The organism is Streptomyces sp. NPDC047061 (assembly GCF_040643955.1).
Classification (GTDB): domain Bacteria; phylum Actinomycetota; class Actinomycetes; order Streptomycetales; family Streptomycetaceae; genus Streptomyces.
Genome location: NZ_JBEYVI010000002.1, coordinates 152,654 through 174,067 on the forward strand (window position 1 = coordinate 152,654; position 21,414 = coordinate 174,067).

At 71.4% G+C, this 21,414-nt stretch carries 23 protein-coding genes; 18 read left to right on the forward strand and 5 right to left on the reverse strand.

Annotated elements, in window-relative coordinates:
- Positions 1-118: 118 nt before the first annotated feature.
- The 4 genes from ABZ887_RS04100 to ABZ887_RS04115 form a co-directional block, all read right to left on the reverse strand.
- Positions 119-1,009, reverse strand: coding sequence for a hypothetical protein (locus ABZ887_RS04100; protein WP_361282698.1), 891 nt, complete (start codon positions 1,007-1,009; stop codon positions 119-121).
- Between the two features lie 402 nt (positions 1,010-1,411).
- Positions 1,412-1,543, reverse strand: coding sequence for a hypothetical protein (locus tag ABZ887_RS04105; protein WP_361282700.1), 132 nt, complete (start codon positions 1,541-1,543; stop codon positions 1,412-1,414).
- 280 nt (positions 1,544-1,823) lie between these two features.
- Positions 1,824-2,867, reverse strand: a complete 1,044-nt coding sequence (locus ABZ887_RS04110; RefSeq protein ID WP_361282702.1) for a hypothetical protein — start codon at positions 2,865-2,867, stop codon at positions 1,824-1,826.
- Positions 2,855-3,529, reverse strand: a complete 675-nt coding sequence (locus tag ABZ887_RS04115; protein WP_361282704.1) for a hypothetical protein — start codon at positions 3,527-3,529, stop codon at positions 2,855-2,857. The genes ABZ887_RS04110 and ABZ887_RS04115 overlap by 13 nt, the downstream gene beginning before the upstream one ends.
- Before the next feature lie 221 nt (positions 3,530-3,750).
- Here ABZ887_RS04115 and ABZ887_RS04120 point away from each other — a divergent pair, with 221 nt between their 5' ends.
- The 15 genes from ABZ887_RS04120 (at position 3,751) to ABZ887_RS04190 (ending at position 15,075) form a co-directional block, all read left to right on the forward strand.
- Positions 3,751-4,167 (forward strand): hypothetical protein, encoded by a 417-nt coding sequence (locus ABZ887_RS04120; protein WP_361282706.1) that lies wholly within the window; start codon positions 3,751-3,753, stop codon positions 4,165-4,167.
- Positions 4,168-4,169: 2 nt separating this feature from the next.
- Complete coding sequence (locus ABZ887_RS04125) at positions 4,170-4,472, forward strand: type VII secretion target (protein WP_361282708.1); 303 nt, start codon at positions 4,170-4,172, stop codon at positions 4,470-4,472.
- The gene (locus tag ABZ887_RS04130) at positions 4,469-5,875 is read left to right on the forward strand and encodes a hypothetical protein (protein WP_361282710.1); all 1,407 of its coding nucleotides are present in this window, start codon (positions 4,469-4,471) and stop codon (positions 5,873-5,875) included. The genes ABZ887_RS04125 and ABZ887_RS04130 overlap by 4 nt, the downstream gene beginning before the upstream one ends.
- A gap of 47 nt (positions 5,876-5,922) precedes the next feature.
- Positions 5,923-6,735 (forward strand): hypothetical protein, encoded by an 813-nt coding sequence (locus ABZ887_RS04135; RefSeq protein ID WP_361282712.1) that lies wholly within the window; start codon positions 5,923-5,925, stop codon positions 6,733-6,735.
- On the forward strand, positions 6,732-7,361 hold the full coding sequence (locus ABZ887_RS04140; protein WP_361282714.1) for a hypothetical protein: 630 nt from the start codon (positions 6,732-6,734) through the stop codon (positions 7,359-7,361). The genes ABZ887_RS04135 and ABZ887_RS04140 overlap by 4 nt, the downstream gene beginning before the upstream one ends.
- On the forward strand, positions 7,361-7,960 hold the full coding sequence (locus ABZ887_RS04145; RefSeq protein WP_361282716.1) for a hypothetical protein: 600 nt from the start codon (positions 7,361-7,363) through the stop codon (positions 7,958-7,960). Before ABZ887_RS04140 ends, ABZ887_RS04145 begins: the two co-directional genes overlap by 1 nt.
- Positions 7,961-8,502: 542 nt before the next feature.
- Positions 8,503-9,228 (forward strand): hypothetical protein, encoded by a 726-nt coding sequence (locus ABZ887_RS04150; RefSeq protein WP_361282718.1) that lies wholly within the window; start codon positions 8,503-8,505, stop codon positions 9,226-9,228.
- 17 nt (positions 9,229-9,245) lie between these two features.
- Positions 9,246-10,085, forward strand: a complete 840-nt coding sequence (locus ABZ887_RS04155) for a hypothetical protein (protein ID WP_361282720.1) — start codon at positions 9,246-9,248, stop codon at positions 10,083-10,085.
- Entirely contained in the window at positions 10,082-11,389 is a 1,308-nt protein-coding gene (locus tag ABZ887_RS04160; protein ID WP_361282722.1) for an ATPase, T2SS/T4P/T4SS family, read from the forward strand. The genes ABZ887_RS04155 and ABZ887_RS04160 overlap by 4 nt, the downstream gene beginning before the upstream one ends.
- 6 nt (positions 11,390-11,395) lie before the next feature.
- Positions 11,396-12,385 carry a type II secretion system F family protein gene (locus ABZ887_RS04165; protein WP_361282724.1) on the forward strand — a complete coding sequence of 330 codons (990 nt, stop codon included), beginning with the start codon at positions 11,396-11,398 and terminating at the stop codon, positions 12,383-12,385.
- The gene (locus ABZ887_RS04170; RefSeq protein ID WP_361282726.1) at positions 12,382-13,302 is read left to right on the forward strand and encodes a type II secretion system F family protein; all 921 of its coding nucleotides are present in this window, start codon (positions 12,382-12,384) and stop codon (positions 13,300-13,302) included. The genes ABZ887_RS04165 and ABZ887_RS04170 overlap by 4 nt, the downstream gene beginning before the upstream one ends.
- Before the next feature lie 69 nt (positions 13,303-13,371).
- Positions 13,372-13,623: a hypothetical protein gene (locus ABZ887_RS04175; protein ID WP_189266468.1), complete on the forward strand. Its 252-nt coding sequence runs from the start codon at positions 13,372-13,374 to the stop codon at positions 13,621-13,623.
- 196 nt (positions 13,624-13,819) lie between these two features.
- Positions 13,820-14,197, forward strand: coding sequence for a TadE family protein (locus ABZ887_RS04180; protein WP_254647026.1), 378 nt, complete (start codon positions 13,820-13,822; stop codon positions 14,195-14,197).
- On the forward strand, positions 14,198-14,617 hold the full coding sequence (locus ABZ887_RS04185; RefSeq protein ID WP_361282728.1) for a TadE/TadG family type IV pilus assembly protein: 420 nt from the start codon (positions 14,198-14,200) through the stop codon (positions 14,615-14,617).
- A complete protein-coding gene (locus ABZ887_RS04190) occupies positions 14,614-15,075 on the forward strand; it encodes a pilus assembly protein TadG-related protein (RefSeq protein ID WP_361282730.1) in 462 nt (153 codons plus the stop codon). The genes ABZ887_RS04185 and ABZ887_RS04190 overlap by 4 nt, the downstream gene beginning before the upstream one ends.
- A gap of 91 nt (positions 15,076-15,166) precedes the next feature.
- Here ABZ887_RS04190 and ABZ887_RS04195 read toward each other — a convergent pair whose 3' ends face one another.
- Positions 15,167-16,684, reverse strand: coding sequence for a sigma-70 family RNA polymerase sigma factor (locus tag ABZ887_RS04195; protein WP_361282732.1), 1,518 nt, complete (start codon positions 16,682-16,684; stop codon positions 15,167-15,169).
- 196 nt (positions 16,685-16,880) lie between these two features.
- Here ABZ887_RS04195 and ABZ887_RS04200 point away from each other — a divergent pair, with 196 nt between their 5' ends.
- The 3 genes from ABZ887_RS04200 to ABZ887_RS04210 all read left to right on the forward strand — a co-directional run bounded on the left by ABZ887_RS04200 (position 16,881) and on the right by ABZ887_RS04210 (position 21,311).
- Positions 16,881-17,231 (forward strand): SsgA family sporulation/cell division regulator, encoded by a 351-nt coding sequence (locus tag ABZ887_RS04200; RefSeq protein WP_361282734.1) that lies wholly within the window; start codon positions 16,881-16,883, stop codon positions 17,229-17,231.
- Positions 17,232-17,451: 220 nt separating this feature from the next.
- Complete coding sequence (locus ABZ887_RS04205) at positions 17,452-20,448, forward strand: BTAD domain-containing putative transcriptional regulator (protein ID WP_361282736.1); 2,997 nt, start codon at positions 17,452-17,454, stop codon at positions 20,446-20,448.
- A complete protein-coding gene (locus tag ABZ887_RS04210) occupies positions 20,445-21,311 on the forward strand; it encodes an A24 family peptidase (RefSeq protein ID WP_361282738.1) in 867 nt (288 codons plus the stop codon). Before ABZ887_RS04205 ends, ABZ887_RS04210 begins: the two co-directional genes overlap by 4 nt.
- Positions 21,312-21,414: the final 103 nt, after the last annotated feature.

Sequence of the window (21,414 nt, forward strand, 5' to 3'; positions counted from 1 at the left end):
CCCTCGTGGTCAGGGGGCGATCCCGCGGTGCCCGGCGCAGTCACCGGCGGTATGAATCCACACGATGGGGCGTGCGCGACCAATGCCGTTGCCGTCCCGCCTTCGGAGGCGTTCGTCGCTACAGATCGCCCGGCTTCGGCGCTGCCGCCTCTCCGGAGGGGCCCATGAGGATGGAGTGGGTCTCGTGAACGTCCTTGGCCGCCTTCGAGGGCACACTCACCTCCACCATGACGATCCCGCTCCGGAGCCGAGTGATGACCGGTGGCTGCGATCGGCTGGGGAGTTCGCCGAGGAATCGCGTCAGCCGGGCACGCCGGCCCGGGGACAACTCGCTTTCGACGACGGTGTGGACGGCACCGGAAATCAGCTGGCACAGGCGCTCGGCGCTCTCGGGATTACCGGTGAACAGCCGGATCCAGGACTGGTCCACGAAGCTCAGCCGCACGTCTGCTTCGGCCTCGCTGTATGTCATACGCCTGGCTTCGGCGAGAGAATCGCGAGGGAACTCCGCGAGCACGTCGGCTTTGTCCAGTGTGCCGGTCCGGGTGCCGAGAAAGAGCAGGCGCCGAGTGGTGAGGGCGAGGTCGGTGGCGTAGCCCTTGGGGCGGCGCGCCGGATCGAGTTGCCATGGCACGGTCCGCGCCAGAGTGCCGGGCGCGGCCCACATGACGGGAAGGTCCTCGACCTCGTTCTCCGGTTCCTCCGGCCTGCCGCGTACGGGTACGTCACCGAAGGGCGAGCCGGCGGCCCCGCCGATGTTCGCGATGAGGTTGGCGATCAGTGGAATCCCGACGGCGAAGGCGCGGCCGGTGCGTCGCGCGGCGCGGTCTCCGGCCGTACGCAGGGCGTAGCTCGGACCCGCAGGCCAGTCCTGCAACTCCTGCTGGATGTCATTGCGATCGGGATCTCGGAACCAGCGGGATCCGGCGACTGCGGGGGAGATGCCGGTGGCGAATGTGGCCGCGGTCCTGATCAGCGGATCCTCGTCGGCTTCGGGGTACCAGTCCATCAGTACGTCATCTCTCCACGGGGGTAAACGATTCGGTCAGTCGGGGAGACCAGCCGGATCCGTCGAGGGAGGGAATTCCACCGAGCCGACGATTCCCGCTACGGCGTGTGCGAACTCTGCGGTCGCGGCGAGCGCGGCGGCAACGGGCATGGTGCGGCGCCTCACTGTGGACTCCCCCGTGAGACAGATGTGTGGCAAGGGCACCAACGCTATCTGCGGGGTTCTCGATTCGCCAGCGCGAACTCCCTTGATGACGTGGGCAATATGGTGTGAACCGGATATTGCGCGGCCGGTCCGTTTCCTGATCGTGCCCCTGCAGGGGCGTGCTCAGCCTTCCGGCCTGGTCTGCCTCATCAGGTGCGTGCGCACCTTGCTGCGCATCTCCTCGGTGACGACCGTGAGTCAGGAGCCGTCCCGGAACCGGATGCGCAGCCGGTCGCTCGTGTGCAGCCCGACGAGGGGATCCTCCACGACGGCCCCGGTGGCCGGAATGTCGGCGACGACCCGAAGCCGCCTCTCCTGCCCTACGGACACGCGCTTGACCGGCCGACCTGTTCAAGTCGCCGTCGAATACTTGGGCGAGGCGTTGGGCGCGGACGGAAGTTTTGCCTTCCTTGGCCTCCCCTGCAAGGACCATGCCGAGCGCACCCAGCGGCCTGATGAGCGAGGGCCCGAGGGGGCCGCCGTCGGCCGCCCGGTGAACGTCTCTCGGAGGCGTGGGGATGCACCAGGCGGCGCACTCGGCGGGGATACCGAGGCGGCTCTGTACGTTCGCGGCCAGGCTCATCCCGCCCATGCACGCGGACGATTCCTATCAGCGATTGACTGCTTGGGCTTCCTGAACCCTGACGTCCTGGTCGTTGCCGAAGGTCCCGTCAGGCAGGTCACCGCTGGTGCCTCCGGTTCCGGTCCAGGTGATCTCCCAGGTGACCGTGGCCTGGAGTTTGTACGTGCCGCCGGCCGACGACCGCAGGTACTTGATGCCGCAGGGCGGCGTCTTGCCGGCCTTCCCCGTCTCGTACGGCTCACCGATCGAATCGTCGTCGTTGATCGCGCACTCGCCGGAGGCGGGATAGGTCTCGGCGTCTTCGGTTCCGGGCTGAAGCTTCAGCGAGACGGGCTTGGCCACGGTGGTGGCCTGCAGGTTCAGGCCGGGCGCGGTGATCGACGCCGTGACGGAGACAGGTTTGAAGTCTCCCTTGTCCAGCCATGCCCAGGTTGCCAGGTTGACCTTGGTGGTGCCGCTCGGAGCAAGCGTCACCTCGGTGCCCGGAACCTTGATCTGTTCATAGGCGAGCCCCGCCAGGATCTCTGGGGAGATGGCGTTCTTGACCTTGGGCGTTTCGCCGTTCTCAACCCAGAACGGCAGCGTCGAATTGCAGGCCGTTCTCTCGAGGATGGGCGCGTTCGGATTCTCGACCGCCCCCCACCACATGCCGTCGTCCTGCTTGTCGAGGTTGTAGTTCTTGTACTCGCCGTCCTTGTACATGTCCCGGAACTGGGATGTGGCGTTCTTCGCGTAGTTGGGCTGGTTGGGGTCGGTCGTGACGTCCTTGTACTCGGACTCCGTCTCCTTGGCGAACTGCTTTGCCGTCCACCTGGGTGCAAGCCAGCAGGCCGGAGGCGTCCAGGTGGTTCCTGTGGCCGAGACGTGGCCCACGGACGAGCCGGAGCCGTTCTTCGAGGTGTCGTAGGAGACCGCCGCGTACAGGGTGTCGTTCTTGAGACCGGTGTCCTTCTTGGTGTCGGTCGTGCCCTTGTCGACAGGGCCGCCGGCGAAGGCGCTGTGCGCCGGGGCGAGAAGCAAGGCAGCGGTCAACCCGGCGACACCGATCGTGTGACGCTTCACGCCTTGCACTGCGTGGCCTCCGTCTGCACTTCGATGTCCTCCGCGATCCACAGGCCCTTGACCTCCTGGGACGCCGTCATGACGATCTCGAAGTAGTAGTAGTCCTTGTCGCTGGGACTGGTCTTGAGGATCTTCTTGGACTTGACTTCCTTGCCGTAGAACTTCGAGTCGTCGTCACAGAAGGAGACGGACGCGCGCTTGCCGTCGGCGGCCAGGTCGACCTTGCCCTGCGAGTAACGCTGGACCCCGGTGACGGTCCAGCCGCCGTCGACGTACTGCTTGATCTGCTTCTTGGCGTAGGCCTGAGCGGTGTCGCCGGCCGTGGAGTAGAACTTGTACGCCGCGTCCTCCGGGTCCTGCCGGATGATGCCGTAGTTGAGGGCCCGGACGAAGTTCTCTGCGTCCCCCAGAGCCGCTGCCTCCTTGGCATCGGACGGCTTGGTGATGTCGAACGCCATCTCGAAGTCCGAGGGGAACGTCATCGCCGGACGGTCGATGTCCGTAGCGGCGTCCGATGCGCTCGGCGACGCCGACGTCTTGGTGCCGTCGGTGTCAGCACCCGCGATCTTCTCGTTGCTCTTGGAATTGTCGTCCCCGCCACCACAGGCCGTCAGTAGCAGGGTTGCGGTCGTGGCCAGCGCGGCGGCAACGGGCAATGTGCGGCGCTTCACTGTGGTCTCCCCGTGAGAATGAAGGTCGTCGAGGAGGCAGACGCTATCGGCGGGGTTCGCGGTTTCGCCAGCGCGAACCTGTGAGGCATGAGGGAAAACCCGGCTAAAGATGCGCCAACCACCCACCTGTGTATCCGGACCGTGTCCTCGTAGGCAGGACAGCGACCCAGTCCACTGGGCGGCGTACCTCGACATGTTCAGCGGCATACGGAGAGGCGGACATGAACGGTGGCGACACCGGGATCGACGAGGCTCGCGGGAGGCGGGTGCGGCATCCCGTCGTGCTCGCGGTCGTCATCGGGGGCTACGTGCTCGCGGCCATCGCGGGCCTGTTCGTCCTGGCGGGCGACTTCGGCTCCGTGCTCCTCGTGCCTCTGTGGATCGTCCACGCCGTGGTCCTCGTCGTGCTCGTCAGGAAGCTGGGGGCGAGGACGTGCGTGGTGTGGTGTCCGGCCGGGTCGGTTGTGGAGGTTGCGTGGATGGTGGGTGGGGGCGGTGCGGTCCGCTCGGCGGTCGCCCTCTCCTTTGGGTTCCCTTTGCGCTCCGTTGGTTGTAGCCCCGAAAACCCTCGACACACAGTGACCCTGGTCCTCTGCGTCTCGCGGGGCGGCCGAGCAGGCAGGTGTTCACGGGGGTAGTGGTGGCGGATCACGTCAGGGTGTCCACGAGCGAGCTGCGGGAGATCAGCAGGTCTGTCGCGAAGTTGAAGTCCACCTTCGAGCATGCGAAGGATCTCGTCGACTCGTACGGGTCCGAGATCGGGTCCGGTGATGTGGCCGATGCCCTCGGCGACTTCGCGGACGACTGGAAGAAGAAGCGCAAGCAGCTCTGTGACGGGCTGGAGTTCCTCGGGAAGACCGCGGGTGAGGCGGCGAAGGCCTACGACGGGGTCGATCAGCATCTTGCCGACGCGCTGGTCAAGGCACAGCCGGGGGAGAAGTGAGCGATCACGGCTTCTCCGGGGTCGACTGGCAGACGGCCCGGTACGACGACAGGGAGTTCACGCCGGGGGACCCGTACGAGGTCGCCCGGCTCGGGAAGCGGATCTCCGACACGGCCAGGCTCATAGAGGAGCAGGCCGGGAAGCTGAACAACCTCGTCGACGGGAACGGGTGGGACTCGGACGCCGGGAAGGCGTTCGCCACGAAGACCGGCGACACCGTCAAGCTGCTCAGCCAGTCGCATCAGCGGTACGCGGCGGCGGGGGCGGCGCTCGGTTCCTCCGTACCGTACGAGCCCGTCGCCGACACCGTCCGGGAGAACTGGGCCACCGCTCTCAACCACGCGCAGAATCGCGTGCGTTCCGCCCTGAAGAAGGCCGCGGCGGCCGACGCCGACAGCAGTAACTACCAGAAGCAGATCGATCAGCATCCGTCCGCGGACGACAACCACCCGGACAAGCAGAAGCTGAAACGGCAGAAAGAGGCCTCGGACGGGGAGCTCGACGCCGCGAAGCGGGAGCTCCGGGCCGCGCTCGACTACCGGGACACCCAGGCCGGGTACGCCGCCAAGGCGATCCGGGACGCCATCGAGCACGACGGACTGAAGGATCCCCAGCACCACTGGTGGGACAACTGGAAGGACTGGGTCGCCGACATCGGGCACTGGGCGGGGGTGGCCGCGGCTGTGCTGGGCGTGCTGGCGCTCGTGCTCAGCTGGGTGCCGGTGCTCGGTGAGGTGCTCGCGGCGCTGGCGCTCATCGCCTCGGTCGTCGCCCTGGTCTGCGACACCGTCTCGGCGCTGGACGGCAAGGGCACCTGGCTGGACGTCGCCATCGACGCCGTCGGCGTGCTGTCCTTCGGCGCCGGGCGGATCCTCGGGACGACGGCCAAGGAGGCGGCCATGGCCGCCCGGGGCGCCTCCGCGGTCAAGGACCTCCAGCTGGCCCGGGAGATCGGGCTGAACCCGACGGCGGCCCGTGAACTCGCCGAGACGCTCAACGGGGTCAAGCCCGGAGAGATCGGCAAGGCGCTGTCCGAAGGGCCCGCGAAACTGCTGCCGCGGATGCGCTCGGTGGTCAAGGAGTCGCTCAACCTCAAGGCGTTCGCGACCGACATCCGCGATGCCCCCGAAGTGCACCGGGCGGCCAAGGCCTTCGCGGAATCGGCGCCCGAGCTGTCGGAGATCGCGGACTCCTCGTTCAAGACCATGGCGGGTCAGGCCAAGGCCTTGTACTACGGCAGCCAGGTGCTGCCGCTCCTGGCCGGCTGGTCGAACCTGGCGCACACGCACTCCGGCGAGCCGTGGGTCACCGGGCCGAACGTCCTCCAGGGAGTGAAGGAGATCCCGGGCATCGGGGCCGGCGGAACACCGTTCTACAACTGGCACTGGAGCACCAGCGGCTGACCCGGGGTCGGCTGTCGGGAACCCAGAGCGGAAAGAGCAAGGATCACGTGGCGAGTGAGGACGAGCGGTCCGTCGACGAGCTGTTCGCGGAACTGCCGGAGAAATGGCAGCGGTCGCTGGAAGAAGTGGGCATGGGGCTGCCGGAGTTGCGCCGCATCGCGGCCGGCCCGGACGGCATGCGGCGGGTACGCACCATCCTCGCCGAGTTCTCCGAGGCCACCACCACCCCTCGGCCGGCGCGGGCCGGGTGGACCGGGTACGGCGGCGGAACGCCGGTCTGGCCGTGGGCCCGGCTGCTCCTGGTGGCCGCCGTATCGGTCGTCGTCTGCCTGCTCTCCAGCCTGTTCATCGGCAAGGCGGCGGCGTTCGTCGGCCTGCTGCTCGGGCTGCCGGTGTTGTGGGTGGCCTTCAAGACCCGTGATTCCCGAGGGGCCCCCGTCGCCCGGTATGTCACCGCGGGCGCCTATCTCGTCCTGGTCCTGGTGGGCTCGTACTTCGCCAACGCCTGGTACCTGCAGCTGCGCGGGGAGGAGCAGACGGTCACCATCGCCGCCCCGACCCATCAGTGGACGCACGGGACCCGTGAGACGTACTGCAGGGTCCGGCTGCGGGACGGGTCCGTCCACGAGGTGATCGACAACAAGGAGAACTGCGCCGACCGGGTCGGGCAGACGACCACGGCCGTCGTCGACCCGGCCGGTCACTACAAGCCCTCCCTCGGCACCAAGCCCGACATCGGCGGCGTCCCTGAGGGCTACCTCTGCCTCGGCGCCGCCGTGGTGCTGGTGCTGGCACCGGTGACGGCCGTGGTCATGGGACGGCGCACTCGGTACGACCGGGCGATCGGGACGGCGGTATGAGCGGCGGGACGACGGCTGGTACGGCTGGTACGGCCACGGCACCACCCTCCGACTACCGCCTCGCCGTTCCCGAGGGCTGGGAGCGGATCGTGCTCGATCCCGAGAAGTGGGCGCACCGTATCGACAAGGTGGTCAAGCGCGGTCTACGGCGTACGAAGGCCGGTCCACAGCTCGAGGCCGCGCTCGCCGGCCGGATGCGGGAGCAGGCCGAGGCGGCGCACGCGGGCGGCGGTGTCGAGATGTACGTCATGAACCAGGTCCTCGGCCAGGTCCCGGTCTCCGCCGGCCTGGTCGTCACCCTGCTCCGGCCGGCCCCCGGCACCGAGGCCGGCGACCTCGGCGACATCGCCCGGTCCCTCGCCCTGCGCGCGACCGCAGAAGCAGAGGACGTCACCCTCGTCGACCTCCCCGCCGGCCCCGCCGTACGCCACCGCTACCTGCGCCGGCCGGCCCCCGACGACCCCGACGGCAACAGGCTCGCCGTCACGCACCTGGACGTCTACCTCGCCGTCCCGCACAGCGACCAGCGGCTGTTGCTCTCCTTCTCCACGCCGATGGAGCCGCTGGCGGAGGCCCTGGTCGGGCTCTTCGACGCCGTCGCCCGCACTCTGCAATGGATGGCCTGATGCCCGAGTTCGCCGCGTCCACGGTGTGTATGAAGGTGCCCGAGGGCGTCGTGTCCCTGCCGGTGCGCGGGGCGGAGACCGACCTGCACGCGTGGGCCGTGGAGGCGGCCGCGCGCCACGTCGGCCCGGACGACCCCGACCCGAAGCTCCTCGGCGCCCTCGCCGCCGAACTCCGCGCGGCCGCCGCCGACTCCCGGGAGCGCGCCCCGATCACCGCGCTGTCGTACGTCCCCGAGCCGCGCCTCGGTGAGCTCGCCCGGATCGAGCTGTCGGCGCTGGTCGCCGACGACACGTACCCGACCATGAGCGTGGAACTGCTCCAGCGCTACCTCGCCGCCCCCACCCCCGTCTCCTACCGTCCGCCCGAGGCCGAGCCCCGCAGCCTTCCCGCGGGCCCGGCGGTGCGGGTCCGGCACGCCTACGTCCAGGACGTGGGCCGGGACGGGCTGGGGACGGTGATGGAGACCTGCGCGTACGGCATCCGGGCCGACGAGACGTGGGGGCTCGTGCTGCTGACGTCCTGGCAGGCACTGGCCCACACGGACGCCCTGTGCGAACTGACCGACGAACTGGCGCGGACCGTCCGGGTCACGGCGTAGCCGCACCGGTCACGCAGCGGCCGCCGCTCGACCGTGGCGACCGTGCTCAGGTCCGTCTCCCAGAGGACTTCCTCCGCTCGCCGTGACCCGTGCGGTCGGCGCGCTCTTTCGCTGCGGCGGACGCTTCGCCCGGCCGGGTGATCGTACTCGGACCGCTGTCGGTACCCGCCCGGCCGGCGTGTGCGGTTCGTGCAGGCCTCATGGGTGCGCGGTGAGGGTGTCGGGCGCGGGCCGGGCGCGGGCGGGGTGTTCTGGATTCGCCTGCGCACAGTTCGGTGCCCCCTGGTGTCCCCCCGATCCCAACCGCCGCACACGGCAACGCCGTTGCAGATCGCAACGACGATTTCAGTGAGGTCAAGGAGTCCGGGCACGCCTTGAGGGGCTTATGTGCGGCTGATACGGTGCGATCGCTTGACACTCGCCATGCCGCCGAGTATTCGGCCGGATCGGGCGGTTGGTGTCGAGTGTCCGCTTTTACGGCGTTGACAAAGTGTTCGAGTGTTCGGCAGACAGTTTTCTTGGCTGTAACGGGGAGCGGTTGCGTGAAGATCCAGGAGCGTACGGGGGCGGGCGCCGGTCGTTCGGCCGGTCCGGCTCAGCCTTCGGTCGGTGACCGCCTTCCCACCGCGCCTCGCGAGCGCAAGCCCGCGCTGGCCGCGCTCGCGGTGCTGCTGATCCTGCTGGGCGCCCTGGGGGCGACGACGCTCGTGCTGCAGGCCGGCAAGCGCATCGAGGTCATAAAGATCACGCAGGAGATCCCGGCCGGCTCGTCCGTGCAGGACAGCGACGTGACCTCCGTCATGGTCGCCGACGACTCCAGCATCCACTACGTCAGATGGTCCCAGCTGGCGGGCCTGAAGAAGCTGAAGGCCGTGAGCACCATCCCGGCCGGTGTGGTCGCCGTCGGCGAGATGTTCGGCGACGGCAGCAAGCTTCCCGCCGGGAAGTCCACCGTCGGCCTGGCCCTGAAGGAGGGTCAGTACCCGAGCGGGATCGAGGTGGGCGACACCGTCGCCGCGTACCGCGTCAGCAGCTCCGCCACCGGCGGTTCGTCCTCGGGCGGTTCGTCCTCCTCCGGCTCCGACGCGCTGATCGCGGGCGACGCCAGGGTCAGCGCCGTGCCGGACGGCAAGAGCAGCGGCGAACTCGTCAGCAGCACCAGCTATGCCATCACGCTCACCGTCGACAGCGACAAGGCCGCCGAGCTGGCCGACGCCGCGTCCAACGGCGAGGTCGCCCTCGTCCTCGTGCCCAGCACCGGCAACTAGAAGGCGGCCCCCACCCCATGGCGCTCATCGCAATCGCCGCCGACAAGGGTTCCCCCGGCGTCACCACCGCGGCCGTCGCGCTGGCCGCGGTCTGGCCGCGGCGGGTCCTGCTCGCCGAGGCCGACCCGGCCGGCGGCGACCTGGTCTACCGCAGTGCCGCCGCGCACGGCGGACCGCTGAACCCCAACACCGGCATGCTGTCCATAGCGGCCACGGCCCGGCGCGGGCTCGTGCCCGATCAACTCTGGGACCACGTCCAGCCGTTGAGCGGGGGGCTGGAAGTCCTCGTCGGGCTGGGCATCGCCGAGCAGGCCGCCGGGCTCGCCGGGCTCTGGCCCACCCTCGGGCACGCCTTCGCCGCCCTCGCCGACTCCCCGAACGCGCCCGCCGACGTCATCGCCGACTGCGGCCGGGTCAGCGGCGACACCCCGGCCGTCGAGCTGTTCCCGCACGCGGCGCTCGTGCTGCTGGTCTCCCGCACCGAGCCGGAGGCCCTCGCCCGGGTCCGGGACCGTGCCGCCGCCCTCGGGCAGAAGCTGCACGGCGGCCCGCGCGGTGCCGCCGCCCTCGCCACCCCGCTGATCGGCGTGGTCCTGGTCGCCGACCCGTCGAGCTCCGGCAAGCTGGTCAACCAGGTCAACGACATGCTCGTGCACGCCCAGACCGGCGCCCGGGTGGTCGGCACCATCGCCGACGACCCCGCCGGCGCCGACCAGTTGGCCGGCCGCAAGCGCGGGCGCCTCGACAAGTCCCTGCTCATCCGCTCGGCCCGCAAGGTCACCGCGGACCTTCACCAGCAGTACGGCGCCGCCTGGACCGTACCGGCACAGGCGCCCCACGCGGGGGCCGGCCGATGACCGCTGTCGACCACCAGTTGGTCAAGCGGTTCCGGCAGGACGCCGGCGACCGGATCGCCGAGCAGCGCCGCCAGGACCAGGCGTCCGGTGTCACGCCGATGTCCAGCGAGGACGAACGGCAGTACGCCCGCGCGGTCATAGCCCAGATCCTGGAGGAGTACGCCCGCGCGGACATCAACGCCGGGCGCACCCCGCTGGACGCGGAGACCGAGGAGCAGTACGCGGCCGCCGTGCATGCCGCGCTGTTCGGCGTGGGGCGGCTGCAGCCGCTGCTCGACGACCCGGACGTCGAGAACATCGACATCAACGGCTGCGACCAGGTCTTCGTCGGCTACAGCGACGGACGGGAGGCCATCGGGGACTCCGTCGCGGAGACGGACGAGGAGCTCATCGAGCTGATCCAGGTGCTCGGCGCCTACTCGGGTCTGTCGTCCCGTCCCTTCGACTCCGCCAACCCGCAGCTCGACCTCCGTCTGCCCGACGGCTCCCGGCTCTCCGCCGTCATGGACGTCACCCGGCGGCCCGCGCTCTCCATCCGTCGCGCCCGCATGGGCAAGGTGTTCATCTCCGACCTGGTCGGCAACGGCACCGTGACGCCCGAGGTCGCGCACTTCATGGCCTGCGCGGTCCGCGCCCGCAAGAACATCATGATCGCGGGGGCGACGAACGCCGGCAAGACGACGCTGCTGCGTGCCCTCGCGAACGAGATCCCGCCGCACGAGCGGCTCATCACCGTCGAGCGGGCGCTGGAGCTCGGGCTCGACACCTTCCACGACCTTCACCCCAACGTGGTGGCGTTCGAGGAGCGGCTGCCCAACTCCGAGGGGCAGGGCGCCATTTCCATGGCCGAGCTGGTGCGCCGTTCGCTGCGTATGAACCCCTCCCGGGTCATCGTCGGCGAGGTCCTCGGCGACGAGATCGTCACCATGCTCAACGCGATGTCGCAGGGCAACGACGGGTCGCTGTCCACGATCCACGCGAACAGCTCCAGCGAGGTCTTCAACCGCATCTCGACGTACGCGCTCCAGGCCTCCGAGCGGCTGCCCATCGAGGCCAGCCAGATGCTGATCGCGGGCGCGGTGAACTTCGTCGTCTTCATCCAGCGGCGCAACAACTACCAGACCGGCGGCCGTCTCCAGCGCATGGTCACCTCGGTCCGCGAGGTCAACGGCGTCGACGGCCGGGTGCTGTCCAGCGAGGTGTTCGCGGAGGCACACGACGGCCGGGTCGTACCGCATGCGCCCATAGCCTGCCTGGAGGACCTGATGGCCTACGGCTACCAGCCGCACGGGGCCTGGGGGTGATCTGACATGAACCTGGATTCCCTGGGCTCCATGGGCGGGCTCTTCTCCACCGAGGTCCTCTACGCGCTCGGCTGCGGTGTCGCCGCCGGCGGCGGTCTCGCGCTGCTGATCCTGGCGATCCGCGGCCTGCCCGCCAAGCCCGACCACGAGAAGCAGAAGGCCAACGAACGGGCCGCCGAGCTCATCCGGTTCGCCGGGCAGCGCGGTTCGCTCGCCGCCATCATCGGGCTCGCCGTGCTGCTGATGACCCGCTGGGCGGTGGCCGGCATCGCCGCCGGTGTCCTGGTCTTCTTCTGGGACAAGCTGTTCGGCGGCGCCGCCGAGGAGCGGGCCGCGATGAAGCGCGTGGAGGCCCTCGCCTCCTGGACCGAGTCGCTGCGCGACACGATCGCCGGCGCCGTCGGCCTGGAGCAGGCCATCCCGGCCTCGGCCCGGGCCGCCGCGCCCATCCTGCGGCCGCACCTCGACGCCCTCGTCGACCGGCTGCGCGCCCGCACCCCGCTGCCGGACGCGCTCCAGCACCTCGCCGACGAGATCAACGACGCCTCGGCCGACATCATCGTCGCGGCGCTCATCCTCAACGCCCGCCTCCGCGGCCCCGGTCTGCGCCAGGTGCTGGGTGCCCTCGCCAAGTCGGCGCGCGAGGAGGTCGACATGCGCCAGCGCGTGATGGCCCAACGGGCGTCCACGCGGCGCTCGGTGCAGATCGTCGTCGCCGTGTCCGTCGCGTTCGTGCTCGGACTCGCCGTCTTCAACCGCGAGTTCGTCGCGCCGTACGGCACCGCCGTCGGCCAGCTCGTCCTCGCCCTGGTCTGCGGGCTGTTCGCGCTCGGCTTCTGGTGGCTGCGCAAGCTGTCCACCATCGAGACCCCGGAACGGTTCCTGGTCCGCGACCAGTCCTCCGTGCAGTTCGTCCGGCCGCCCCGCACCGCTCCCGGCCAGCCGGGGCAGCCCGGTCAGCAGTCGTTGCCCACCGAGGAAGGGGTACGCCGGTGAACCTCACGATGCCGATCGTCGTCGGCGTGATCCTGGGTCTCGGCGTCTACGCCCTGATCCGTGCCCTGATGCCGTCCCGGCGCAGCGCCGTCGCGCAGGTCGCCCGGATCGACGCGATGCGGGCGCGCGGCGCGGCCTACGAGTCGGCGCGGCCGGCGCAGGACACCGGCCGGCTCGGCTCCCTGCGCGCCGAAGTCGGCGCCCGCGTCGCCGAGTTCTACCGGGAGCAGGGCTGGGAGCAGCGCTCGCTCCGCGCCGACCTCGCCGTCCTGGACCGCAGCTGGGAGAAGTTCCTGGCGACGAAGGTGCTGCTCGCGGCGGCCGGCCTGATCTTCGGTCCGTTCCTGTTCGCCGTCGTCTACACGATGGGCTTCGGGCACAGCCCGGTCATCCCGGTCTGGCTCTCCCTGGCCTGCGCGGCCCTGTTCTTCTTCCTGCCCGACCTGGAGGTACGACGGGACGCGGCCGAGAAGCGCCGGGACCTCAGGCGGGTCATCGGGGCGTACCTCGACCTGGTGTCGATGAGCCTCGCCGGCGGCCGCGGCCTGCCCGAGGCCCTGATGGCGGCCGCCGAGGTCTCCGACGGCTGGGCCAACCAGCGCATCCGCAACGCCCTCGCCGACGCCCGGATCACCGGCGTCAGCCAGTGGCAGGCGCTGGGCGCGCTCGGTGAGGAACTCGGCGTGGAGGAGCTCAAGGACCTCTCCGCCTCCCTCGCCCTGGTCGCGGACGACGGCGCCAAGGTCCGCGAGTCCCTCGCCTCCCGCGCCGAGACCATGCGCCACCGCGAACTCGCCGAGATCGAGGGCAGCGCGGGCGAGAAGTCCCAGTCGATGCTCGTCGCCCAGCTGCTGCTGTGCGCCGGCTTCCTGGTTTTCCTGATCTTCCCGGCGGCGATGCGGGTGTTCCAGGTGTGAGCTGATGCGACCTGACGTGAGCTGAATCGTGAACCTTCGCCAACTGCTGTTTCGAGAGGACAAGTCATCATGAACACACGGAACTTCAGCACCGGGATCCCGGCGGTGGACTTCCTGGTCACCTTCCTCCAGGGCCGCGTGCAGCGCGCCCGCTCCGGCGAACTCGACCGCGGTGCCTCCGCCGTCGAGTGGGTCATCATCTCCGCGGTCGTCGTGGCGATCGTCGGCGTGGTGGCCGCCATCATCAACGCCGCGCTGAGCGACGGCGCCAAGAAGGTCGGCGACTGCATCAAGGGCGCCAACGCGAGCGGAACCTGCTGAGCGGCGGGCGAACGCGACCACGACGGGGACGACGGGGGTGACGGGGATGACGGGGACGTCTGCGGGCGGATCTGCGGCCGGGGCCGTGGCCGGATCCGCGAGCGAGGCCGCGGCCGGGGTCGCGGGTGCGGGTGCGCGCGGGGGCCTGCGCGGCTGGGTGCGCCGCCGGGCGGCGGCCGCGCGCGGCGACTCGGGCATGACCGCGATCGAGTTCGTGTTCCTCACCCCCGTCCTGTTCTTCATGATCTTCGCGACGGTGCAGTTCGCGCTGTACTTCTTCGCCGACCACGTGGCCCAGGCGGCGGCCCAGGCCGGCGCCCGCAAGGCCCGTGCCACCGCCGACGCGGAGCCCGGCGCCTGGCGCGGCGAGGCCCAGGACGTGGTCGACTCCTACATCAGCCAACTCGGGCCGCAGCTGGTCCTGTCGCCCGACGTGAAGATGCTCCAGCCGGAGCAGACCACGGTCGGCGTCGAGATCACGGCCCGCGTCCCGACGGTGTTCCCCGGCCTGGACCTGACGGTGCACGCGCAGTCGTCGGGACCCGTGGAGCGGTTCGTGGAGGACAGGAACTAGATGTTCTCCCTGCGGAACAGAGCGCGGGACGACGACCGGGGGTTGTCCACCGTCGAGGTCGTCATCCTCGCCCCGGTCATGATCATGTTCATCCTGGTCCTGGTCGCCTTCGGCCAACTCGTCGACGGACGCGGGGCGATCGACGGCGCCGCGCGGGACGCGGCCCGTGCCGGGTCCATCCAGAAGGACCACGCCACAGCCATGTCGGAGGCACAGAAAGCCGCCGAGGCGGACCTGTCCGACGTCTGCTCGGGGCCGGTCTCCGTCGTACAGACCAGCGCGGGTTTCGAGTCCGGCACCATCTTCACGGTCGAGGTGAGCTGCCAGGTGCGGGGTCTGGCCATGCTCGGCCTGGACATCCCGACCACCCTCTCCTCGACGTTCTCCTCGCCCCTCGACCCGTTCCGGAGGGCGGCATGATCCTCGCGGTGCTGCGCAGTTGGTGGACCGCGCGCCGGCTCCGTCTCGACGACCGGGGCTCGGGCGCAGGCGCCGTCATCATCTTCGCCCTGGTCTTCCTCACCCTGTCCGCCTTCGTCATCGACGGTGGCCTGTCCATCTCCAAGCGTGAACGGGCCGCCGACATCGCGGAACAGGCGGCCCGGTACGCGGCCCAGGACATCGACCTGGACAAGCTGTACGAGAACCAGGGCGACGCGCCGATCAACTTCCAGGACTGCGACGCCCGGGTGAGGACCTTCGCCCGCGAGATGGACATGTCCACCGCCGACATCGCGGCCACGCACTGCGTCACCGCCGACGCCCAGCAGGTCCAGGTCGAGGTCCAGCTGACGTACGAACCCGTCTTCACCGGCATGTTCTACGGCGGCGCGATCGTGGTGCACGGCGAGGCGACGGCGGAGAACGAGGTGGGCTAGGCGCCCCGTAAGGGGCGCGGGGAACTGCGCGACCAGCCACGACGGCGCCGCAGACGGCAGACGGCGCATTGCGGCACTTCCGGCGGAGCGCTCAGGTCTCAGGGGTGGCTGGTGCGCTGTCACCGTCGCCCTTGTCGCCGTGGGTACGGCCGTTGCCGTTGCCGTGACCGTGCCGGGGCGGGCAGTCGTCGTCGGGCGGGGTGGTCGGGTCCGGGTCGGCCGGTGCCGGGGCGGGGTCCGTGACGGGCGGCGGGTCCGCGGGAGCGGGGTCCGCCGGGGGTGTCGGATCGGCGGGCGGTGTCGGCTCGGCCGGCGGCGCCGGGGGCGTGGGGTCCGGGACCGTGGGCGGCGAGGGCGGCGTCGGCTCCGTGGTCGCGGGCGGAGTGCTGCTCCCGGCGCCGTCCCCGTCCCCGTCGCCTCCCGGGGTCTGCCCACCGGGGTCCGCCGTCGTGCCCCCGCTGTCCGACGGCGGCTGCGTCGTGGGCTCGGGCTCGGGAACGGCCGCGCCCGCACCCTCGTCGGCGGCGGCCTGCTGCCGTACCGGCTCCCCGCCGCCCTGACCGGGTGTCACCGCCGGCTGCGCGGTAGGGGTGTCGACCGGGACCGCCGGCTGTTCGGCCACCGGCATCTGCGTCACCGGCGCGTCGGCGACCGGTGCCCGCTGGGCGGGGACGGAGGCGGACTGGCCGGGGCCGAGTATCAGCACCAACGCCGTCGCCCCGGCCGCCACCGCACCCGCCGCGACCGCCAACGGCGCCTTCGTGCCGCCGACACCGGTGACCTGCCGTACGCCGTGCAGCAGCCCGCTCGCGCCGCCGCCCGCGTGACCGCCCGCCGTGGCCCCGGCCGCGGTCAGGGTCAGCAGGAACTTGCCGGCCGTGCCGCCCACCGCGAACACCAGCAGGGCCGGGCCGACGAGGGCGGGGAGCCGGTCGTTGGCGCTCATCAGCGCGGCGAGCCGGGTCCGGCAGTCCGCGCAGGTGTCCACATGGCCGAGCAGGCGGTCGGACTGACGTTCCGTCGCGGCGCCCCGCACGTACGCGGGCATCCGGCTCCAGTGGACCTGGCAGGCGGGGTCGTCCGGGGCTCCGGTCTGGGTGCGCAGGAAGGCCTGCCGCATCCCCTCCCGGGCGCGGTGCAGCAGGACGGCGGTGGCGCCCTCCTTGGTGCCCAGCTGCGGCCCGATCTGCGCCAGCGGCTGGCCCTCCGCCTCGGCCAGCCAGAGGGCCTTGACCCAGCGTTCGGGCAACTGGGCCAGGACGCGCACGAGCAGGTCGACGGAGGACACCTGCTCGGCCGGGTCGTCGCCGTGGCGGCCGGGCTCGGCCTGCTCGTCGTCGTGCGGGTCGCGGGGCGTCTCGCGCGGGGCGCCGTTCGCGGCGTACGCGAGATGCCGGACGGTCGTCGTCAGGTACGCCGACACGTTGTCGATCCCGTGCCCCTCGGCCAGCCGTCGCCAGACCCTGAAGTGCGCCTCGGCGACGAGGTCTTCGGCGAGCCAGGCGTTCCGGGTGAGGGAGCGGGCGTACGCGACGAGACGAGGGTGCTGTTCCTCGTAGATCCGGGTGTACGCGGTGGCGCTGTTCACTGCAGAGGAACCGTCGTGCATGGCGGAACGCTCCAGTTGCCGGCTGTGGGGCGGGAGAAGGTTTGTCAGAGTAGATGACGAAACTTTCAAGCAAAGTTTCAAGCGCATCGGAAAGTGACACATGTCACTCAAGTCGCTTGCGTTTCCGGCGTAATGAACCCGTCGCCAGGCGCTCTCACTTGTACGACGGCCCACCACCGCACCCCGGAGACGACCTGTGCCCATCACGCTCGAGCAGCCCACCGGCGCCCGCCTGCTCACCGCCGACGAACAGGAGGTGTCGGTCCCCGCGACCCTCCGCTACACCTCGGCCGACCCGCAGGCCGTGCACTTCGTCTTCCCGCCCTGGATCTCCCTGGACGGCGAGGAGGTCACCTGGACCTTCGCGCGGGCCCTGCTGGAGGAGGGACTGGAGGGGCCGGCCGTACTCGGCAACGTGCACGTACGCCCGTACGGCGACTCCCGCACGGTCGTCGAACTCCGTGCGGAGGAAGGCGTGGCGGCGATCAGCTTCCCGACCTCCGCCCTCACCCGCTTCCTGCTGTCCTCGCTGCGGGTCGGCGGCTGACCGACTGTGTGGGGTGCGTGGAGGGGGTGTGTGCAGGTCGGGTGACGGTAACTCCGGTCAATAGGGAACCGGTTCGCGAAAAGGGATGATTCAGGCGCCCGTTCGCCGTTCTTCCCCTTCGACGCTGTCGGTCCCAGTCAATAGGATCGTCAGGGGGACCTCGACAGGCTCGGTGCGCCCCCGGCCCACTCCTTCCACACACGACCCCGGGACACCCGCCATGGCGCGACGCAGCACATCAAGCTCGACGGGAAGGCCGGCGGGGACCCCTCCGTCGGGTCCGCGGAACCGGACCCCGCAGCCGGTGCGGTTGCGTCGGCGTACGTTCGGGGACGTCGTCAAGGCGTTCCTCGCCTTCGTGGTGCTGCTCGTCCTCGTCGTCGGCGTCCCCGGCGCCCTCGCGGTGACGGTCGGCTGGCCGCTGCCGCGCAGCGCGCCCAGCATGGACTGGCTGTCGCAGCCGATCGGCGTCGACGTGTTCCTGAACACCCTGACGGTCATCGTGTGGCTGGCCTGGGCCCAGTTCACGGCCTGCGTGCTGGTGGAGGTCAAGGCCGCCCTCTCCGGCATCGGCCTGCCCGGCCGGGTACCCGGCGCCGGCCCCAGCCAGCTGCTCGCCCGGCAGCTCGTCGCCGCGCTGCTGCTCGTCGGCGCCACCGCCGCCAGCTTCACCCCGGGCCTCTCGCAGCTCGGCCACAGCCTGGAGGGCAACCAGAAGGGCACGGTGGCCACCGCCCAGGCGACCCCCGGCATCACCCCCGGCATCCTCGCCCAGCAGCAGGAGCAGGCGAAGAGCACCGCCGCCGCCCTCGCCGAGCAGGCCGGTCATGTCTCAGCCCAGGCCGAGCACGGCTCCACCGCCACGCACGGCGCGACGAAGTACTACCGGATCCAGCCGCCCGAGGGCCGCCACCACGACTCCCTGTGGGAGATAGCGCAGCGCCACCTCGGCGACGGCCGCCGGTACAAGGAGATCTACGAGCTCAACAAGGACCGCGTCCAGCCCGACGGCTCCCGGCTCTCCGAGGCCAGCCTCATCCGCCCCGGCTGGATCATGGAGATGCCGGGCGACGCACACGGCGGCGAACTCGTCGAGAACCCCGACGCGCACGTCTCGCCGGAGGCCCGGCAGCAGATCGGCGACTACGCGCAGACCGGCGACCACGCCCAGCACCAGCACCAGCAGCAGCACGAGCAGCAGGCGCAGGGCGGCGGACAGCACGCGGGCGAGGACGGTGCCACCGCCCAGATCACCGTGCCGAGCCAGCGCCAGACCGGCGGCAACACCGGCACCCCCGCCGCGCACGCCCAGGAGAGCTCCGGGCACTCCTCCTTCGGCCTCCCGGAGGCCCTGCTCGGCGCTCCCCTCCTCGCCGCCGGCCTGCTCGCCGCCCTCGGCCGCCGGCGCCGCCAGGCCCTGTGGCAGTCGGCGCTCGGTGCCGTCGGCGGCCGCCGCGGCATGGAGCCGCCGATCCCGACCGGGGACGCCCAGGATGTGCAGGACGCGCTGCTGGTCGGCGCCGACCCGGAGGGCGTACGACTGCTCGACCGGTCGCTGCGCGGACTCGCCGCCGCCCTCACCGCCGAGTCCCGCTCCCTGCCCGTCGTCTACGCGGCCTGGCTCAGCCACGGCGATCTGCACCTGCAGCTCGCCCAGCCGGCCGGCAAGCCCCCGGCGCCCTGGCAGCTCGGCCAGGACCAGACGTTCTGGACGCTGACCCGCGCGGACGCCGAGCGCTACGAGGACACCGACGCGGCCGCCCCGTACCCGGGTCTGGTCAGCCTCGGCACCATGGACGACTCGCGGCTGCTGCTCAACCTGGAGGCCGTGCCCGGCATCGTCTCGCTGAGCGGTCGCGAGGCCGACCGGGCCGCCCTGTTCGCCTCCGTCGCCGCCGAACTCGCCACCAACGGCTGGTCGGACCGCATGACCATCACCCTCGTCGGCTTCGGCGCGGACCTCACCCCGCTCGCCCCCAACCGGCTGCGCCATCTCGACGACGTGGAGGCGCTGTTCGAGACGATGGAGGCCGAGACCCGGCAGCGGCGCGGCGCGCTGGGCGCCGCCGACCACCACTCGGTCCTCACCGGCCGGACCGGGCCCGCCCAGCACACCCGCTGGGCCCCGAACCTCGTGCTGCTGGCCACCCAGCCGTCCGCCGAGGACGCGGTGCGCCTGGCCGAACTCGCCGCCGACGCGAGCCGGCTGGGCATCGGCTACCTGGTCGGCACCGAGAGCGACGACCTGCCCGGCGCCGCCTGGGCGATGGAGATCACCCCGGACGGCAGGCTCCTCGCCCCGCTCCTCGGCCTCGAACTCCAGGCCCAGCTGCTGCCCGCCGTCCAGCAGCGTGCGGTCGTCGAACTCTTCGTGGAGGCCGACCCCGAGCACGACCCGGACGGGCCCACCACCACCCCGCCGTTCCTCGTCGACATCAGCGAACAGGGCCGTCCCGCGGTGTACGCGCGGCTCGTCGGGCCGTACGAGATCATGGGTCTGGACACCCCCGACGGCGAGCGCAGCCCCCTCCTCCACGAGGCCCTCGCCCTTCTCCTCCTGCACCGCGAGGGCGTGCACCCGCGCGTGCTGTCGTCCGCGCTGTGGCCGCGGGGCGTGACGGAGGACGTCCGCGACGCCCTCCTGGAGCGGCTGCGCGGCTGGCTCGGCACCGACCCCGACGGCAGCCCCCGGCTGCGCGCCGACGCGGCCGGCCGCCTCACGCTCGCCAAGTCGGTCGTCTCCGACCTGGACGTCCTGCGCTCCCTCTACTACGAGGCCACCCAGGGCAAGGGCGTAGACAGCCGGGCGGTCCGCGGCCGCCTCCTCACCGACGCGCTCGTCCTGGTGCGCGGCCCGCTGCTCGCCGACCGCGCGGAGGGCCGCTACCGCTGGCTCACCCACGAGATCGTCGACGCCCAGCTGCCGCTCCTCGTCGCCGACATCGGCCTCGCGCTGTCCGCGTTCCACCTGGAGAAGGACCGCGCGGAGAAGGCGATCGAGGCGCTCGGCGCGGCGCTGAGGACCGCTCCGGCGGACGAGCGCCTCTGGAACGAGCTGCTGCGCGCCACGCACGCCACCGGCGACCCGGACCGGCTGCGCGCCCTCGCCGCCGACCTCGTCACCCGCAGCGGTGCGCGCGGCCTGCCCCCGCGTACCGAGGCCCTCCTCGACGAACTCCTCCCGACCTGGCGCGACGGCGCCGCTGCGACGGGATGACGACCGCCCTGGACCTCGCCGTCCCGGCCGCCGCAGCCCTCTGGGGCGCAGCGGCCGGTTCCCTGCTGCCCCGCGCCGCATACCGCTTCTCGGCCCCGGCGGGGGAGGACTGGCGGAGGACGTGCCCGGCGGGCCACCCCGTAAAGGGCTGGCTGGGCCGCGTGCCCTGCGGCGCCTGCGTGACGACCGCCGCCGAACCCACGGCCCACGGATCCGCGGCCGCCGACGGCGAGAACGCCCCACAGGGGCCACCCGCACCCGACGACGAAACTGTCACGGGTGGTGCGGGTGGGAACACCAAAACCGCAACCACCCACGCACCCGCACCCGCCCCCCTCGCCCTCGCCGCCGCCACCGCGGTGCTCTGCGCAGCCCTCGCCCTCGCCACCGGCACCCGCCCCGAACTCGCCGTCTGGCTCCTCCTGGCCCCCGTCGGCGTCCTTCTCGCCGTGGTCGACTTCCGCGTCCAGCGCCTCCCCGACCCCCTCACCCTCCCCTTCGCCGCCGCGGCCCTCGCCCTCCTCGGCGTGACCGCCCTGCTCCCCGAGCACGCCGGCGACTGGCTGACCTCCCTCTACGCGGCCCTCGCCCTGGGCGGCGCCTACTTCGTCCTCTTCCTCATCAATCCCGGCGGCATGGGCTTCGGCGACGTCAAGCTCGCGCTCGGCGCGGGCGCCGCCCTCGGCTGGTACGGCTGGCCCACCGTGCTGCTCGGCACCTTCGCCGGCTTCCTGTTCGGCGCCCTGTACGGCGGCGCGCTCGTCGTCGTACGGCGGGCGGGGCGCAAGACGGCGATCGCGTTCGGGCCGTTCCTGATCGCCGGCGCGTTCGCGGGACTGCTGGTGGGGGCGTACACGGCGTAGAACTCCGGTCGCCCGCAAGGGAGTTCGACCGCTCGCCCGGTGTGGTGATTGTGCCGGTCCGGTGGACGTGGCGATGCTGAGGCATGCCCGCGCCAATCTTGAA